Source organism: Methylobacillus flagellatus KT, assembly GCF_000013705.1.
Lineage (GTDB): Bacteria > Pseudomonadota > Gammaproteobacteria > Burkholderiales > Methylophilaceae > Methylobacillus > Methylobacillus flagellatus.
On sequence record NC_007947.1, the window covers coordinates 570,249 to 585,502 of the forward strand.

The window sequence follows — 15,254 nt, forward strand, 5'->3', positions numbered from 1 at the left end:
ACCAGCCTGTACAAGCTGGATAAAGAGTCAAAAACGCGATCATCTGCACGTGACTTTAAATCGGAATTTGGCCGCGCTATAGCAAAAAATGGCATGACTGTTACCTGTTTGTGACAAAGCGTTACGGATATGCCGATTATTGCTAGTTCGAATTGCATAACCTCACTATTGTTCCATCACTTCAATCTGTTAATGAATGTTCCGAGTTGAGAGAAGACGCCGGTAATAGGCGATTTTCAACCTGGATTTTTGTGAATTGTTCCCGAAATTGTTTTGAAATATTTCGAAGGGTTGTCAGCCGTATGGACGCTGCTTGCAGGGGTTTTTATCAGGTCGATTATCGTTTTGATTTTTCACGAATCTTCCTGGAGTTAACAGTAGATATTTCTCAATAATTTGGTCTTTACATTTTTTAACAAAACTATACAAGGGAGTATAAATGGTGAGAAAAAATACATTGATCGCAATGTCCCTGATGCTGGGGGCAATGCCGTACTGTGCAGTCGCGGAAGAGGATAAAAATTTGAATGAGGAGGCGAGCGAAGAATGGGCGGATTCGCCGCACCATGTCACCACTAACTTGGGCTTGTATTCGGACTACCTGTTTCGCGGGCTCTCATTGGCGCGCGGGCGCGGCGCAATACAAGGATTCATCGACTACTCCCACGTGAGCGGCCTGTTTCTGGGAATAGGAGGCACCAATGTGCACAAGGAGGCAATCAATGGCAACACATTGGAAATCGACCTCTACGGCGGCTACAGCCGCGCACTCGCGGGCGATGTGATCGGCACGGTCGGCTTCCTGCAATTCTATTACCCCGATAACGAAAAGATCGCAGGCCAGTCTTCCAACGTGACGGAAGTCAATCTTGCCATCGACTACCGTCATTTCAATTTCAAGTATTCCTATTCCTTGACGGACTGGTTCGGGACGAATACCGCTTCCTATGGCAACACCCAGGTAGGCCGCCATACCACGGGCACAGGCGACTCCAAGGGCAGCAACTATGCTGAGTTCAACTACAACGATGCGCTGCCGTTCTGGGGCTTAAACCTCTACCTGCATGTCGGCCATACGACCGTCAAGAATTACTCCGTCGCCAGCTATACCGACTATGCCGCCGGCATCAACAAGGATTTCTCCGTCGGCGACAGCAAAGGCTGGAACGCCGGGTTGTTGTATCACGCGACCGATGCAAACGACGACTGGTATGTGACCGCGAGCGGCTACAAGACCGGGGGCAACAGGTTCTTTGGTTACGTCAAGCGCACATTCTAGGCAGATAGGGACGGTGCAGGCTGGATAGGGCGGGTTTCGCCCAGCGGCCCACCGTTCGATGATGCTCCGCGATTTGAATAAGGTTTGCAGCATATCCATTTCCTGCCATGCGGTATTTCTTGTTGCGCCTATCCCTCCGGAAGCCATCCCGACGCGGCTCAATGCTTATCGAAATGGGTGCCTATGGCCGGATTTGCCCAAATGGGCCGCATGGAAAAAGCCGCCAATAGAAAGAATCGGCAAGACTTGTTTTCGATGCGCAGGATATGCCGATTATTGCTACGGCGCCGAAAGGGGCGGCGATATAGTGGCGCCGTGTCATTTACAAATTATTAACAATTTCTTTAACAAGAGGCCAATCGGCCTAAGAGGAGGAAACGTGAGTATAGACGCCAAACTCTCTCGTCAGGCATCCGGCAGCAAAGCTGGTGTCGCCTGCGTGCCTGACGCGTACAGTTTTTCCGAGGCGCGATCGCCCGGCACGCGTTTTGCGCTGATGCTGTCCGCAGTTGCGGCCGGCCTGGCAGGTGGCGCCATGCTGCATTCTGCAATGTCAGCGACAAGCGCACTGACCGGATTGTTCATCGTGCTGGCCCTGGCTGGCGGTTTTTTGTCCACCTGGTCGCCATGCGGCTATTCCAGCCTGAGCCTGTTGCGTCCTGCCGGGCGCTATTCGTTTGCTTCCGTGCTGCGTTGGTCGCCGACCTTCTTCACGCATGCGCTGGGTTATGCGATTGGCGCGGTGGTACTGGGCGGGGCATTGGGCATGGCGGGCTGGCTGCTGTTCTCGTCCCTGCCTTTCAGCTACATGGTCGCAGGCATGGCGGTGCTGGCGCTGGGATATGGCGCGCACCAGTTCGGCTTCATGAAGATGCCTTATCCGCAGCGCCGCGCGCAGGTGCCGCATGATGCCCGCTTCCGCTTCCGTTCTTCCGTGATCGGCCTGTTGTACGGCTATGCACTGGGCATGAATTACCTGACCTATGTGCAGACCCCGATCCTCTACATCGTCACCGGCGTCGCGCTGTTCTGCGGCGACGTGAAGACCGCGATCGTGATTATCGGCATCTTCAATATCGGCCGCTGCCTGCCTGTCGCCGTGAATTTCCTGCCGGTCAAGAACGTGACGGTGCAGGTATGGCTGGCCCGTTGGCAGGAACGCGCTGTCGAGGTGGACGGTTTCCTTCTGCTGTCTGTCGGCTCCGCTGCATTGATGCTGCTGGTGCTGTAAGGGCAGGGGTTTAGTGAAGTAGAAGTGCATTGATAAAACATTAATAATGTCTGGAGGAAATATGACAACATTCCAACCTGGTCGCCTGGCCGGGCAACTCGCTGCCACAGCACTGCTGGCAGCCACGTGTTCGGCATTTGCGGCTGATGCGCCGACGACAGTACCTAGCTCATTGGGTGCGATAGGCACGACTCCAACGCTGGATAACATCACGATGGAGCCAGGGCTTCCATCTGATGCCAAGCGTGTGTATGTGCTGGATCCCGGTCACTTCCATGTGACGACGACGGTCTACACCATTGATGGCAACAAGAACAACCTGCTGGGGATGACCGATACCGGCAAGCTGGCCAACGTGATGCTGAGCAGCGATGGTAAGTTCTTCGTGACCTCGAATACCACCTATAGTCGCATTGCCCGCGGCAAGCGCGATGACTATGTCGAGGTGATTGATGCGCAAAGCCATAAGGTGCTGGCCGATATTGACATTCCTGAAGGTCGGTTCCTCACGGGCGTGATGAATCGCATGGCATCTCTTTCCACCGATAATAAGTACATGCTGTTCCAGCAGTTTGCGCCGTCTCCTGCCGTTGGTCTGGTTGATCTGGAGAAGAAGAGCTTCGTCAAGATGATGGATATACCTGATTGCTACCAGATTTTCCCTGTGCCCAATCAGAGTTTCTATATGCACTGTCGTGATGGTTCCTTGCAACAGTTCGGCTATGACGATAAAGGTAATCTCAAGCCAATGAAGCCTACCAAGGTGTTTCATGGCGAAGATGATTATCTGTTCGTGAATCCTTATTACTCCAACGGTTCTGGTCGGCTAGTATGGCCCACTTATGAAGGCCGCATATTTCAGGCTAAGTTGACGGATAAGAAAGTCGATTTCATGAAGCCTTTCGAATTGTTCACTGAAGCGGAAAAGAAAGCTAATTGGCGGCCGGGGGGCTGGCAGGTGGTGGCATATCACAAGGCAAGAAATGAAATCTATGTGTTGGCAGATCAACGTGCCAAATGGACGCATGTGACTGCAAGCCGTTATGTGTTCGTTGTCGACGGCACCACCGGCAAGCGCCTGCGCCGCATCGACCTCGGCCACGAGATTGACGGCATCAGCGTCACCCAGGATGCCAACCCCAATCTCTATGCGGTGTCTGCCGAAGCCAAGACCCTGTTTACCTTCAATGCGGTGACCGGCAAGGAAACCGGCAAGGTGGACGAGCTTGGCCGCGCGCCAACCATTTCTCTGACAATGGATTAAGAGAGCGCAACCATGAGCTGGCTTATTAACGATCCAACTGCCGCGGTGCTGGCCTCGCTGTTCATCGGCATTGTCCTGGCGGCGGCGGCCATCCCGAAGTTTCGCCACCCGGATGAGTTCCAGGGGGTGGTGGCAAATTACAAGTTATTGCCATCGTTCCTGGTCGCGCCGGTTGCCAAGCTTCTGCCGCTGGTCGAGTTGCTCTGCGCAGTTGCCTTGATGATCCCGCCCGCCCGAGAAATTGCGGCATGCGTTGCGGCCGGGCTGTTCATCGTGTTCGCGCTGGCACTGGCCATCAACGTCGGCCGGGGTCGCACCCATATCGATTGCGGCTGCGTACGCCGCCCCACCAGCATGAGCCGCATCGGCATGTTCCATGTCATGCGGGCCATCGCGCTGGCGGGGGTAAGCCTGTATGTGGCTGCTGTGCCCGTGGAGTTTTCCAGGATTTCAATCGAATCCGGACTGATGGGATTGGCTGCCGCGGCGATGCTGGCCTTGCTGTACATGGGAGCGGACATGCTGGTGGGCTTCCCCAATTCAAAGAACGACTTACTCAAAGGAAATACAAATGACTAGTGGAATTATGATTGCATCCAACGTGCTGCTATGGGGGGCTTTCCTCGCCCTGGCGGCGCTCATGCTCGGCGTCATCAGGCAAATCGGCCTGCTGCACGAGCGCTCGGCTCCGCTCGGCGCCATGATGATCGATCACGGCCCGGATATCGGCGAGCGTTCGCCGGTGTTCAGCATGACGACCATCGACGGCGTGCCCGTGACCGTGGGCCGCGCAGTGTCGCCAGGCCGTCCAAGCCTGCTGATGTTCACCGGCCCTTCCTGCCCGATCTGCCAGAAACTGCTGCCCATCATCCGCTCTGTCGCCGCTACCGAAGGCGCCGACGTGATCCTGATCAGCGACGGCACGCAGGCCGAGCACCGCGAGTTCCTGCGCAACCATCCACTGGACGGCGAACACTACGTCGTTTCCGCCGAGATCGGCATGCGCTACCAGGTCTCCAAGGTGCCGTACGGCGTGCTCCTGGACAAGGACGGCGTCATCCAGGCCAAGGGCCTTTGCAACACCCGCGAGCATGTCGAAAGCTTGTTCGAGACAACGCGCGTCGGCCACTCGACTTTGCAGAACTTCCTTAAGCACGGCGTAGAAGATGCGTCGAAACATGTGCATTAATTGACGGAGAAGGGAAACAAAATATGAAAAAAAATACAGGATTTGATTCGGGCATCGAAAAACTGGCCCGTAAAACCGCCAGCAAAACAGGACGCCGTAGCTTTATTGGCAAACTAGGGGGCTTTTTAGTTGGCTCAGCCTTGTTGCCCTTGCTGCCGGTGGACCGCCGGGGACGCATGAATGAAGCGCACGCGGAGACCAAAGGCGTGCTGGGCAGGGAGGGCTACAAGCCACAGGATAAGGACCCCAAGTCTTGCGATTACTGGCGTCATTGCTCAATTGATGGCAACTTGTGTGACTGCTGCGGTGGTTCTTTGACATCTTGCCCTCCGGGCACAGAGCTGTCGCCAAGTTCATGGGTAGCAAGTTGTTTCAATCCAGGCGACGGTCAAACTTATCTGATAGCGTATCGTGATTGTTGTGGTAAGCAGACTTGTGGTCGTTGCAATTGCGTGAACGTGCAGGGTGAGCTTCCAGTCTATCGACCAGAGTTTAACAACGACATCGTCTGGTGCTTCGGCGCCGACAACGATGCCATGACCTACCATTGCACGGTCTCCCCGATCGTCGGTAAGGCCAGCTAAGCAGACAATGTGAAGGGCTGTGCCAGGTATGCGTTTTTGCAGTGTGTTTCTGGTGTTTGGTCTGGCGGCGGCGATGGGTGTCAGCCACGCCGCTGATCTTCCTCCGCGGGAATCCTATCAGCGTCCGGCTGACATTCCATCGCCGCCGGACAATCCATTGACCATCGAAAAGGCCGCCCTGGGCAAAACCCTGTTTTTCGACCCCCGTCTCTCGCGGGACGGGTCCATGTCTTGCGCCACCTGCCACAACCCGGGCATGCGCTGGAGCGACGGCCGGATATTGCCGCTGCGGGCGGATGGCGTGGAACATGCGCGACGCACGCCTACCGTGCTCAACAGCGCCTGGCTCACTACCCTGATGTGGGATGGCCGGGCGACATCGTTGGAGGATCAGGCGATTCTGCCAATTACCACGGCACATGAAATGAATTTTGAAATGCCTTTGCTGTTAAATAGGTTGAAGGACGTGGCAGGGTACGCGCCCTTGTTTGCCAGGGCATTCGGAGATGCGGAAATTACTGAAAAGCGTCTAACCCAGGCGTTAGCCAGTTTTCAGCGTACATTGGTTTCCAAGCTAGCTCCGTTTGATGTCTGGGTAGAAGGCGACGAGAGTGCAATGAGTGAACGTGCCAAGCGCGGATTTGCCGTATTCAAAGGAAAGGCACGGTGCGCAACCTGCCATTCGTCCTGGCGATTCACTGACGATAGCTTTCATGATATTGGGTTGCCCAGCCTTGATCCAGGGCGTGGCGCAAGGGTGCCACCGCAAGTCACGATCATGCAACATGCTTTCAAGACACCCACTCTCAGAGATTTGCCTCGCAACGGACCTTTTATGCATGATGGATCGATGCATAGCTTGGATGAGGTTATCAGGCATTATGAGCAAGGTGGCCTTCAGCGCCCTAGCATTTCTGCGGAAATGAAAAGGTTTGAACTTACCGAAACCGAGCGGGAGTACTTGATCGAATTTATTCATACATTGGATGGTGGCCTGCTGGATATAGAGCCTCCCCAACTCCCGGAGTAATGATTGATGTTGAGAAATAGAACTGACGCTGTGCATGACCGAGTGCGGTTCAGTATCGGTACGCGTGTCATGAGCAGTTGGAGCATCGTGGTCTGGATGTTTCACCGGCAAACATGGCAATTCTTATTGACTACTGGTTTTATCCTTTGCATTTCTTCCATCGCCTGGAGCGCAGAAGTGCATCAAATGGAGCTGACTCACCATGAATTCGAGCCTTGGAGTTTCGTGCCAAAACCTGGTGACCGCATTGATATCCACAACCATTCTGATATCGTGCACGCGATTTACGTTACATACCCGAACGGAATTGTTGTCAATCTGAGTGAAACTGCTGCACAGCTGCCCGGCATGACCGTGTCGTGGACCGTGCCGGAAGACGCGGAGGATGGCGACGAGTATGTATTGCAATGCTGGATACACACCATTATCCGGGCTGCTCTGAAAGTGAAGGCTCCCTTATCTCAGTTACCAGAACCATGATGGAGATCCATGATGGCAGAGGAAGGAAACAGAAATAAATCGACGTCAACGATAGAAAAGCCTGAGCGCAGGCTGATGTTCAAGCAGCTGACGCGCCGAGTGGGTGTGGCCGTAGTAGGCTCTATCTTTGGCAGCGCCTTGCTCAGGTCGCGACCTGCGCCCGCGGCTACAGTTTTGCGACCTCCCGGCGCATTGGCGGAAAAAGATTTCCAATCGGCTTGCGTGCGTTGCGGCCTATGTGTGGAAGATTGCCCGTTCGACATCCTCAAGCTAGCCAGCTGGGCTGATCCGGCGCCCATGGGTACGCCATTTTTCACTGCGCGGGACGAGCCGTGCCGCATGTGCCAGGACATTCCTTGTGTGCGCGCTTGTCCGACCGGTGCGCTAAATCCACTGCTGACAGACATACGCAAGGCCGACATGGGCGTCGCGGTGCTGGTGGACCATGAAACCTGCCTCAACTACAAGGGCCTGAACTGCAGCATCTGCGTCCGCGTCTGCCCGATCCGCGGCGAGGCGATCTCGCTCAAGCCGATCCAGAACGAACGCGGCCTGTTGCAGATTCCGACCGTGGACAGCACTAAATGCACCGGTTGCGGCACCTGCGAGAAACATTGCGTGCTGTCGGAGGCCGCCATCCGTGTCCTGCCCCGCGAGCTTGGCCTCGGGGTCTCCGGCGCGAACTCCGCCGGACGGACGCCGGTATGGAAATAGCGGCGATGACAAACATGGGCGCAATCCGCGCTGCGCTGTATCGGCGCCGCTGGCTGTTGAGCCGGCGTGTCGTGCAGATGTTCATCGTCCTGGCGTTCCTGGTGGATTGGCCTGAAGTCGGGCGTATCGCGCATGGCAACCTGTCTTCCAGCCTCTGGCTCGGCGTTCTGCCGCTGACGGACCCCTTCATTGCACTGCAATCGCTGTTTTCCGGCACGATGCTGGCGAAAACCGCATTGGTTGGCACCGTCATCGTCGCCGGTTTCTATTTTCTGTTCGGCGGGCGCATCTATTGCAGCTGGGTCTGCCCGATCAACATGGTGACCGACCTGGCCTACTGGCTGCGGCAGAAGCTCAATCTCAAAGGTAATATGACCATGTCGCGCGAGTTGCGCATGGCGGTGCTGGGCATGTCGCTGATACTCACCGTGCTCAGCGGCACATTGGCCTGGGAGAACTTCAACCCCATCACGCTGTTCCAGCGCGAACTCATGTGGACTTCCGTTGCGGGCAGCATGGTCCTGCTCAGCCTGTTTCTGTTTGATTTATTGATCACGCGCCGCGGCTGGTGCGGCCACCTGTGCCCGGTCGGCGCTTTTTATGCCGTGCTGGGGCGCTATGGCCGCCTGCGCGTCACCGCCGAGCAATCAGGCTCATGCGCGGGCTGCGGTTCCTGCATCCGCGTCTGTCCCGAGCCCCACGTGCTGGCGCCCGTGGTCTCCCTCAAGGCCAATACCGTCACCCACGGCGATTGCACCCGTTGCGGCGCTTGCCTGGACCAGTGCGCGACTGGCGCCCTTGCCATGAAGCTGGACCTGGGCAAATCCTTCCGCGGCATCCCCATCGTCAGAAAGTAATCGCCGGTTCTTCTTGCCGTTTTCCTGCCGTTTCCGGCGAATACCAACAATAATCAAAAAAAATCCGGTGGATTACGCCACCGGACCAAGGGACAAGGAGTGAACAAACCAATTTGCTGGGTTACAACGACATTAATCGACCAGCTTCACCGTACCGCGCATCATGAAGGAATGAAACGCGAAGGAGCAGTAGAATGAGTAGGACTCGCCATCCTTCAGGATGCTGGGCTTGAAGGTGACAGATGTTTTCTCACCGCCGCCTACCAGCGGGGTGTATGCCAATACGCGCGGGTCGTTAGGCGGAATGAAGTTCTTGTCTATGCCGGCTTCCACGCCGGCCTTCGCCAGGTCGTTCACGTCGGCGCTGCGGGCCAGCACCCAGTTGTGGCCCATGCCGGCCTTGGATGCCGTGCCTGTGTGGGCGAAGTTGACAGTGAACTCCTTGCAGCTTTTGGGGATGTCGATGGAGCGTGTATTGAACGCCATGCTATCGCCGGCGCTGACATTGACTTCGCAGTTGCTTGCAGCGGCTGCAATGGTGGGAATGAATGCCAGGGCAAAAAGAAGTTGATTACGCATAAACGATCCGAATTGTGAATGTAATGGGGAGACAATTCTAAGTGTCTGGCTTGGCTTTTTATGGTAAGAATTGGCAAGACATTGAGGGCATGCGACGAATTGGTGGCCGCAGGGTTTCACCTTGATTTGTATATCGATTTCGTATCGAACCATTGGCTAAATAAGGCCTTGGAAAAATACCTTCCTCAACGCTTTTTGCAGAGAGCGATTGCTGGGAATTAACGAACAAAGCTTGAATACATATAAATAGAAACTGAACACCGCCTCATGAACCCATCCAAACCCAACAACAACTTGCCCACCCTGGTGGGCCTGTCCGCAGTCGTCATGTGGAGCGCCACGGTCGGCCTGTTCAGGAGCGTGTCCGAGATATTCGGCGCCACCGGAGGGGCCGCGCTCATTTTCACGGTGGGCGGCCTATTGGCCTGCCTGGTGCTGGGCTTCCCAAAGCTCAAGACATTTCCTCGTCCCTACCTATGGATAGGCGGGGCGCTGTTTGTCGCCTATGAAGTGGCCCTGGCGCTGTCCATCGGCTTCGCCCTCAACCGGGAGCAGGCGATCGAGCTGGGCATGATCAATTATCTCTGGCCTAGCCTGACCATCCTGTTTGCCGTGCTGGCCGGGCAGCAGCGCGGGTCGTGGCTGTTGCTGCCCGCCTTGCTCAGCAGCTTCTGCGGTATTGTGCTGGTGGTGAAAGGGGACAGCGCCTGGAGCGTGCAAATGCTATGGCAGAACATGGCTAGCAACCCGACCGGCTATGGGCTGGCGTTCTTTGCCGCCGGGACCTGGGCGGTGTATTCGGTCTTTACCCGGCGCTTCGGCAACGGCGTGAACGGCGTGCCGCTGTTCTTGGTGGCGACGGCAATCGTGCTATGGGGAAAATATGCACTGGGCAACGAGCCTGCATTGTCCCTTCATATCGGCGGCTTATTGCAGGTGGCGGTGATGGGCGCATTGATGGCGGCCGCCTATTCGTGCTGGAACCACGGCATACAGCACGGCAACATCACGATATTGGCTACCATGTCGTGCTTTACCCCCGTACTCTCGGCGCTGATAGCCAACCTATGGCTGGGAACCACCCCAAGCACGGGCCTGGTATACGGCGTGGCAATGGTCACGGCCGGGTCGTTCCTGTGCTGGGTGGTAACCAGGAGGAACGCGCTTGATCCTGGCAAGCATTGACGCGCCTTCCTCTTCAACTTGATCCCAGCGATTCGCAGGATGCCGCCTTGCAAATGCCTGCAACCGCCGCCGGTATCAGGCAGGCTGTTTCACCCCGGCGTGGCGCTGCAGCAACGCCAGCACGTCCTGCTCGGCGGCCTGCCAGGCATCGAGCTGTTGCGGCTGGCTGTGTTTGCGCAGGGCTGCGAACAGTTTCCCGGTCATGTAGATATCGATGATGAGCGGATGCACATAACACTTGCGGCAGATGCTGGGCGTATTGCCGAGCTTGCGCGCGGCTTCGGTAATCGCGGCCAGCACGTTCTTCTTGGCCTGCGACTGGTTCTCGAACGGCTCGGCGGCCGATAGCGTGTGGAAGGTCTGCACCGTGCCCGACCAGGTGCGGAAATCCTTGGCCGTGTAGTCGCGCCCGGTAATGCGCTTGAGGTAGTCGTTGACATCGCTGGAGTCGATGGCATGACGCTTGCCGTCGTCATCGATATACTGGAACAGCTCCTGCCCAGGCAACTCCGTGATCTTGCGCACCAGCCGCGCCAGCCTGGCATTCTGAATCTCGATCGCATGTTCTACCCGGCTCTTGCCCTTGAAGCGAAAGGCGATCCGTCCTCCGTTGACCTCCACGTGGCGGTTGCGCAGGGTGGTCAGTCCGAATGAGCGATTGCTGCGCGCATATTCGTCGTTACCGACGCGTATCATCGTGGTTTCCAGCAAGGAAACCACCAGGGCCAGTACCTTGTCACGGGTCAGACCGGGTTGCGCTAGGTCGGCATCTATGTGCTCCCGGATGGCCGGCAGGTGCAGGGCAAAATCGATGATGTGCTCGAACTTGGCTTTATCTCGGATCGCTCGCCATGCCTTGTGGTAGCGGTACTGCTTGCGTTGCCGGGCGTCGTAGCCGGTAGCTTGCAAGTGCCCGTTGGCATAGGGGCATATCCACACTTTTTCCCAGGCCGGGGGGATGGCAAGCGAGCGGATGCGGGCCAGCTGCTTTTCGTCCTTGATCGGTCGGCCCTGCGTATCCACATAGCGAAATCCCTTCGCTGTCCGCTTGCGACCAAAGCCGGGCTTATCATCCTGCATATAGCGCAGACGCGCGGCTTGCGCTGACAGCGCCATGTCGCCATGCAGCTCGCTGCCCAGCGTTTCACTGAGTTGTGTTGCACACTTCTCCTTCTTGATATCCGGCATCACTCAACTCCGCAAGGTGGTGGGCAGAGATAATGACCGGTAAAGGTATTAAAAAGTGCCAGGCAACCCGATGATCAAGTATTGAGCTTCAATGGTGCGGACAGGGGGAGCGAATGCAACAGCGCCTGGAATCAATTCCGGTTCAATTTCGTCGCGAACACCCTCTTGAAAAATAAATGACGATCCCTATTGTGTAAACCAAGCAGATGCTCTTTACGGGGTCTGCCTGTTCAATCGCTTAATCAGAAAGGATGGATGACATCATGCGTACATTTGATTTTTCGCCACTGTATCGTTCTGCTATTGGTTTTGATCGATTGGCCCAATTAATTGCTGAGGCCCAGCGTAGCGAGAATGACATCAGCTACCCACCTTACAATATTGAACTGATTAGTGAAGATAAGTACAAAATCGTGATGGCCGTAGCAGGATTTGATGAATCAGAGCTACATATCGAAACTGAGCAGCAAAAGCTCAAGATCCGGGGTCGTCAGGTCAAGGACACTGAAGAAAAGTCACGTAATTACCTGCACCAGGGAATCGCCGCCCGCGACTTTGAGCATACCTTCCAATTGGCTGATCATGTGAAGGTGACCAATGCTTCATTGAACAAGGGCTTGTTGACGATTGAACTGGTGCGCGAAGTGCCCGAGGCCCTCAAGCCACGCAAGATCGACATCAAGGTGGAGAAGGAGCCAAAGCTGCTGGAAGAGCGCCAAGCAGCTTGATTCTTCCGTTCTCCGGAAAACGTAAGGGCTAGCATTTGCTGGCCCTTTTTATTTTATGCAGTGGATAAAAAAGCCTTGAGCCACGTCCATGCATTAGCATTGTCCTGATGATGGTAGTTCGTCACGTAACCAAATCCAATGGCGGCCGATTGCCCACTTTTCCAAACAGCCCTATCAATCACGTCCGAGGTGTCAGAGCAGACTACACCTACTTCACCAAGGTTTTGCGCAATAAAGCGGCATTTTTACAACTTAAGATGAATATTAACCGCCAGTCTTCGCCATGATCCGAATGATTTTATCTGGATGCTCATTGAATTCATGACGTTCGGGTTTGTAGGTCACTGCCAGACGAATCGCTTCCATCAGGTCCTCATCGGATATCCCAGAGCGAAGCAGTGGCCTCAGCTCGTATTTATCATTCTGGCCTAAGCACAGATAGATGGTGCCATCGACAGATAGTCTGACCCTATTACACGTGTCACAAAAGTGGCTGGACATCGGGGTAATAAACCCCATTTTGAATTTTCCATCGGCCGAGACCAGATATTTAGCGGGACCAGGGCCACGATCAATCGATTCCACCAGATTGTATTTTGATTGACAATGCTTTTTGACCCTATCCAAATGCGTTGGGCCGGTGCTCCGTCCAGTGTTACCCACTGGCATCACTTCAATGAGCCTCAAAGTGAAGCGGTTTCGGATTGAATATTCAACAAGGTTTTCTATTGTTTCAATGGATGTGTTAGGCGAGTAGACAGTATTGATTTTGATCAAGTCAAATTCGGATTCTTGCGCCGCCGTTAACCCCATTAAGACTTTATTTAGCACGTCTCGACCACATACGTTGCTAAACTCAATGGGGTCCAAACTATCCAGGCTTACGTTGATGCGATGGAGGCCGGCAGTCTTGAGGTCCTTAGCATATCGAGCAAGTTGTGTTCCATTGGTGCTCAGGGAGATATCAGACAAACCATTGATTCTTGAAAGATTGGAAATGAGAGTGGCTAAATCTTTTCTAAGCAATGGCTCACCGCCAGTGACCCTGACGGCGTTAACGCCGAGCTTTGCAAATGCATTGACCACACGCTCGATTTCTTCAAATGTTAGCCAGTTATCTGGTATTTCATAATCAGAAAACCCAACCGGCATGCAGTAATGACACCGCAGATCACAGCGATCAGTGACTGACAGTCTTAAGTAATTAATTCTGCGCCCAAAAGGGTCTGTTAAATGAGATGCTGAATCAACCATTAAATGCAGGCGAGCATATCCGCAACAGAGGTGAATTTTTCGCGAGGTTTGCCAAGGGATTTTCCCCTTTCTATCTCTTTAGCATTAATCACCTTCCAGTCGCTAAATGTCACACATTGGATATTCCGCTCACCCAACAGGCTGACCAGAGCAGGATGCCCTGGTTTGGGGGCTTTGATCAGCTGATCGATATCCTCCATGATATGGACGACGGTGTCTTGTGCACATTCCCTATTGGTACCCACCACTCCCTGCGGGCCTCGCTTAGCCCAGCCAGCAGCATACAGGCCGGGGATTTTAACCCCGAGTTCGGAAAGGAGCCCTGATCGTGAATGTTTCAGTGCACCATTAGCCTCGCTAGTCATCAGTCCGGGAAACGCAGTCCCTTTGAAGCCTACACAGCTGAAAGCTAAACCTGCATGAATATCTGATGTTTTCCCTGTTGCAATGACGGACTGCTTGAATGCAGGTCCTTCTAGCGAGGTAATGTCGAACCGGACAGTTTGCAACTTGTTTTCGCCAATAAATGCTTTGGGCTTCATCATGAAGTCGATGACAATTTGTTTTTTATCGCTGCTTAATCCGAAATGCTTGCCAAATTCTTGGAAAATTGAAAAATTCTTCCTTCCCAAGGCATTCGTGACATCATTCAGTTCGACGGAACTTGACAGGTTGATATCCAGATGCTTCGGGTCAATTGAAACTAAGCAATTCTCGAGCTTGCCTAGCTCATGGATTTCTTTTGGTGTGAATTTAGCCTGTACGGGGCCGCGTCGGCCGACAAGATGGACCGTCTTGATCTGGCTTTCCGCGAGTACGGAAAGTGCAGCCTCGGTCATATCGGATTTTCGCAGTTCATCAATCGATTTTGAAAGAATTCTAGCCACATCGATTGCCACATTGCCATGACCGATCACTACGGCCGCTGGCGAAGCCAAGTCAAATGATGTGTCCTGGAAGTCTGGATGGCCGTTGTACCAACCTATAAAACTGGTAGCGGGGTGAACACCTGGTAAATGTTCTCCTGGGATACCAAGGCTAGTACTGTTTGGCATCCCTGTAGTAAGTACGACGATGTGGAAAAAACTTTGTAATTCCTCAAGACTAATATCCTGTCCAAGCGTGACATTGCCTAGATATTTCACCTGTGGATATTCAGCGATTGCATCTAATGTCGAGGTGACTGACTTTAATTTCTGGTGATCCGGTGCAACCCCATATCTTACTAGTCCATAAGGGCAGGGTAGCTTTTCAATCATGGTGACTTCAACATCTGTGCACTGATTGGCAAATGCTTCTGCGACATAAAATCCACTGGGCCCGGCTCCGATGACTGCGACCTGCGTCTTGCTGTTGGGTCCTGTCATTTCTTTAATACTCTCCCTAAAAGCCTAACGACTGCTTGCGATCCAGGGCGCCTTCGAGCGGAACATCCTTGGCAGTAATTTTTGGCCATAACTTGGCTTCTGAAGCATTGATATCTATCCATTGCAGCATGTCTTCCGGAAGATCAAGGTCCTCGTAGATTGCCTGCACCGGGCATTTGGGGACACAGGCTCCGCAGTCAATACAGGTTTCAGAGTCAATATACAGCATCTCAGGACCTGCCCGGAATGCTGATACCGGGCAAGAGGTCACACACTCGGTAAATCTACACTTCAGGCAATTATCGGTAACAACGGTAGTCATTAT

At 54.2% G+C, this 15,254-nt stretch carries 17 protein-coding genes; 12 read left to right on the forward strand and 5 right to left on the reverse strand.

Translation table 11 applies throughout. From position 1 onward, the window contains the following. The first annotated feature begins 439 nt into the window (after positions 1-439). From MFLA_RS02805 to napH, 10 genes are all read left to right on the forward strand, one after another. Positions 440-1,279 carry a TorF family putative porin gene (locus tag MFLA_RS02805; protein WP_011478913.1) on the forward strand — a complete coding sequence of 280 codons (840 nt, stop codon included), beginning with the start codon at positions 440-442 and terminating at the stop codon, positions 1,277-1,279. Between the two features lie 379 nt (positions 1,280-1,658). Beyond that, positions 1,659-2,510, forward strand: coding sequence for a methylamine utilization protein MauF (locus tag MFLA_RS02810; RefSeq protein ID WP_229407143.1), 852 nt, complete (start codon positions 1,659-1,661; stop codon positions 2,508-2,510). 61 nt (positions 2,511-2,571) lie between these two features. After that, the gene (mauB, locus tag MFLA_RS02815) at positions 2,572-3,774 is read left to right on the forward strand and encodes a methylamine dehydrogenase (amicyanin) large subunit (protein WP_011478915.1); all 1,203 of its coding nucleotides are present in this window, start codon (positions 2,572-2,574) and stop codon (positions 3,772-3,774) included. 12 nt (positions 3,775-3,786) lie between these two features. Continuing rightward, positions 3,787-4,353 carry a MauE/DoxX family redox-associated membrane protein gene (locus tag MFLA_RS02820; RefSeq protein ID WP_011478916.1) on the forward strand — a complete coding sequence of 189 codons (567 nt, stop codon included), beginning with the start codon at positions 3,787-3,789 and terminating at the stop codon, positions 4,351-4,353. Next, on the forward strand, positions 4,346-4,963 hold the full coding sequence (gene mauD, locus MFLA_RS02825; protein ID WP_011478917.1) for a methylamine dehydrogenase accessory protein MauD: 618 nt from the start codon (positions 4,346-4,348) through the stop codon (positions 4,961-4,963). The genes MFLA_RS02820 and mauD overlap by 8 nt, the downstream gene beginning before the upstream one ends. A 23-nt stretch (positions 4,964-4,986) precedes the next feature. Continuing rightward, positions 4,987-5,547, forward strand: coding sequence for a methylamine dehydrogenase (amicyanin) small subunit (gene mauA / locus MFLA_RS14300; protein WP_011478918.1), 561 nt, complete (start codon positions 4,987-4,989; stop codon positions 5,545-5,547). A 28-nt stretch (positions 5,548-5,575) separates the two neighbouring features. Further along, the gene (mauG, locus tag MFLA_RS02830) at positions 5,576-6,577 is read left to right on the forward strand and encodes a tryptophan tryptophylquinone biosynthesis enzyme MauG (protein WP_011478919.1); all 1,002 of its coding nucleotides are present in this window, start codon (positions 5,576-5,578) and stop codon (positions 6,575-6,577) included. A 69-nt stretch (positions 6,578-6,646) separates the two neighbouring features. Next, on the forward strand, positions 6,647-7,057 hold the full coding sequence (locus MFLA_RS02835; RefSeq protein WP_195742059.1) for a methylamine utilization protein: 411 nt from the start codon (positions 6,647-6,649) through the stop codon (positions 7,055-7,057). Positions 7,058-7,066: 9 nt separating this feature from the next. Beyond that, a complete protein-coding gene (gene napG, locus MFLA_RS02840) occupies positions 7,067-7,771 on the forward strand; it encodes a ferredoxin-type protein NapG (RefSeq protein WP_011478921.1) in 705 nt (234 codons plus the stop codon). 5 nt (positions 7,772-7,776) lie between these two features. Then, positions 7,777-8,628, forward strand: coding sequence for a quinol dehydrogenase ferredoxin subunit NapH (gene napH / locus MFLA_RS02845; RefSeq protein ID WP_011478922.1), 852 nt, complete (start codon positions 7,777-7,779; stop codon positions 8,626-8,628). 132 nt (positions 8,629-8,760) lie between these two features. Here the strand turns inward: napH and azu are convergent, their stop codons facing one another. Next, a complete protein-coding gene (azu, locus tag MFLA_RS02850; RefSeq protein ID WP_048811529.1) occupies positions 8,761-9,207 on the reverse strand; it encodes an azurin in 447 nt (148 codons plus the stop codon). 267 nt (positions 9,208-9,474) lie between these two features. Between azu and yddG the strand changes: the two genes are divergently transcribed. Beyond that, on the forward strand, positions 9,475-10,392 hold the full coding sequence (gene yddG / locus MFLA_RS02855) for an aromatic amino acid DMT transporter YddG (protein WP_011478924.1): 918 nt from the start codon (positions 9,475-9,477) through the stop codon (positions 10,390-10,392). A gap of 75 nt (positions 10,393-10,467) precedes the next feature. On the opposite strand, the gene MFLA_RS02860 is transcribed toward yddG, so the two are convergent. After that, on the reverse strand, positions 10,468-11,580 hold the full coding sequence (locus MFLA_RS02860) for a DNA topoisomerase IB (RefSeq protein ID WP_011478925.1): 1,113 nt from the start codon (positions 11,578-11,580) through the stop codon (positions 10,468-10,470). 251 nt (positions 11,581-11,831) lie between these two features. On the opposite strand from MFLA_RS02860, the gene MFLA_RS02865 reads away from it, so the two are divergent. Continuing rightward, on the forward strand, positions 11,832-12,308 hold the full coding sequence (locus tag MFLA_RS02865; protein WP_229407146.1) for an Hsp20 family protein: 477 nt from the start codon (positions 11,832-11,834) through the stop codon (positions 12,306-12,308). A 264-nt stretch (positions 12,309-12,572) separates the two neighbouring features. Here MFLA_RS02865 and moaA read toward each other — a convergent pair whose 3' ends face one another. The 3 genes from moaA to MFLA_RS02880 are packed head-to-tail and all read right to left on the reverse strand — an operon-like array spanning position 12,573 to position 15,251. After that, complete coding sequence (moaA, locus tag MFLA_RS02870) at positions 12,573-13,562, reverse strand: GTP 3',8-cyclase MoaA (protein ID WP_011478927.1); 990 nt, start codon at positions 13,560-13,562, stop codon at positions 12,573-12,575. After that, positions 13,562-14,929, reverse strand: a complete 1,368-nt coding sequence (locus MFLA_RS02875; RefSeq protein ID WP_011478928.1) for an FAD-dependent oxidoreductase — start codon at positions 14,927-14,929, stop codon at positions 13,562-13,564. The genes moaA and MFLA_RS02875 overlap by 1 nt, the downstream gene beginning before the upstream one ends. 16 nt (positions 14,930-14,945) lie before the next feature. Beyond that, positions 14,946-15,251, reverse strand: a complete 306-nt coding sequence (locus MFLA_RS02880) for a ferredoxin family protein (protein ID WP_011478929.1) — start codon at positions 15,249-15,251, stop codon at positions 14,946-14,948. Positions 15,252-15,254: the final 3 nt, after the last annotated feature.

Bases quoted from the DNA above. Each gene is read 5' to 3' on its own strand.
- MFLA_RS02805 (WP_011478913.1), top strand. From the start codon at position 440: ATGGTGAGAAAAAATACATTGATCGCAATGTCCCTGATGCTGGGGGCA.
- mauB (WP_011478915.1), top strand. From the start codon at position 2,572: ATGACAACATTCCAACCTGGTCGCCTGGCCGGGCAACTCGCTGCCACA.
- MFLA_RS02820 (WP_011478916.1), top strand. From the start codon at position 3,787: ATGAGCTGGCTTATTAACGATCCAACTGCCGCGGTGCTGGCCTCGCTG.
- mauD (WP_011478917.1), top strand. From the start codon at position 4,346: ATGACTAGTGGAATTATGATTGCATCCAACGTGCTGCTATGGGGGGCT.
- mauA (WP_011478918.1), top strand. From the start codon at position 4,987: ATGAAAAAAAATACAGGATTTGATTCGGGCATCGAAAAACTGGCCCGT.
- mauG (WP_011478919.1), top strand. From the start codon at position 5,576: ATGCGTTTTTGCAGTGTGTTTCTGGTGTTTGGTCTGGCGGCGGCGATG.
- MFLA_RS02835 (WP_195742059.1), top strand. From the start codon at position 6,647: ATGAGCAGTTGGAGCATCGTGGTCTGGATGTTTCACCGGCAAACATGG.
- napG (WP_011478921.1), top strand. From the start codon at position 7,067: ATGATGGCAGAGGAAGGAAACAGAAATAAATCGACGTCAACGATAGAA.
- napH (WP_011478922.1), top strand. From the start codon at position 7,777: ATGACAAACATGGGCGCAATCCGCGCTGCGCTGTATCGGCGCCGCTGG.
- azu (WP_048811529.1), bottom strand. From the start codon at position 9,207: ATGCGTAATCAACTTCTTTTTGCCCTGGCATTCATTCCCACCATTGCA.
- yddG (WP_011478924.1), top strand. From the start codon at position 9,475: ATGAACCCATCCAAACCCAACAACAACTTGCCCACCCTGGTGGGCCTG.
- MFLA_RS02860 (WP_011478925.1), bottom strand. From the start codon at position 11,580: ATGCCGGATATCAAGAAGGAGAAGTGTGCAACACAACTCAGTGAAACG.
- MFLA_RS02865 (WP_229407146.1), top strand. From the start codon at position 11,832: ATGGATGACATCATGCGTACATTTGATTTTTCGCCACTGTATCGTTCT.
- moaA (WP_011478927.1), bottom strand. From the start codon at position 13,562: ATGGTTGATTCAGCATCTCATTTAACAGACCCTTTTGGGCGCAGAATT.
- MFLA_RS02875 (WP_011478928.1), bottom strand. From the start codon at position 14,929: ATGACAGGACCCAACAGCAAGACGCAGGTCGCAGTCATCGGAGCCGGG.
- MFLA_RS02880 (WP_011478929.1), bottom strand. From the start codon at position 15,251: ATGACTACCGTTGTTACCGATAATTGCCTGAAGTGTAGATTTACCGAG.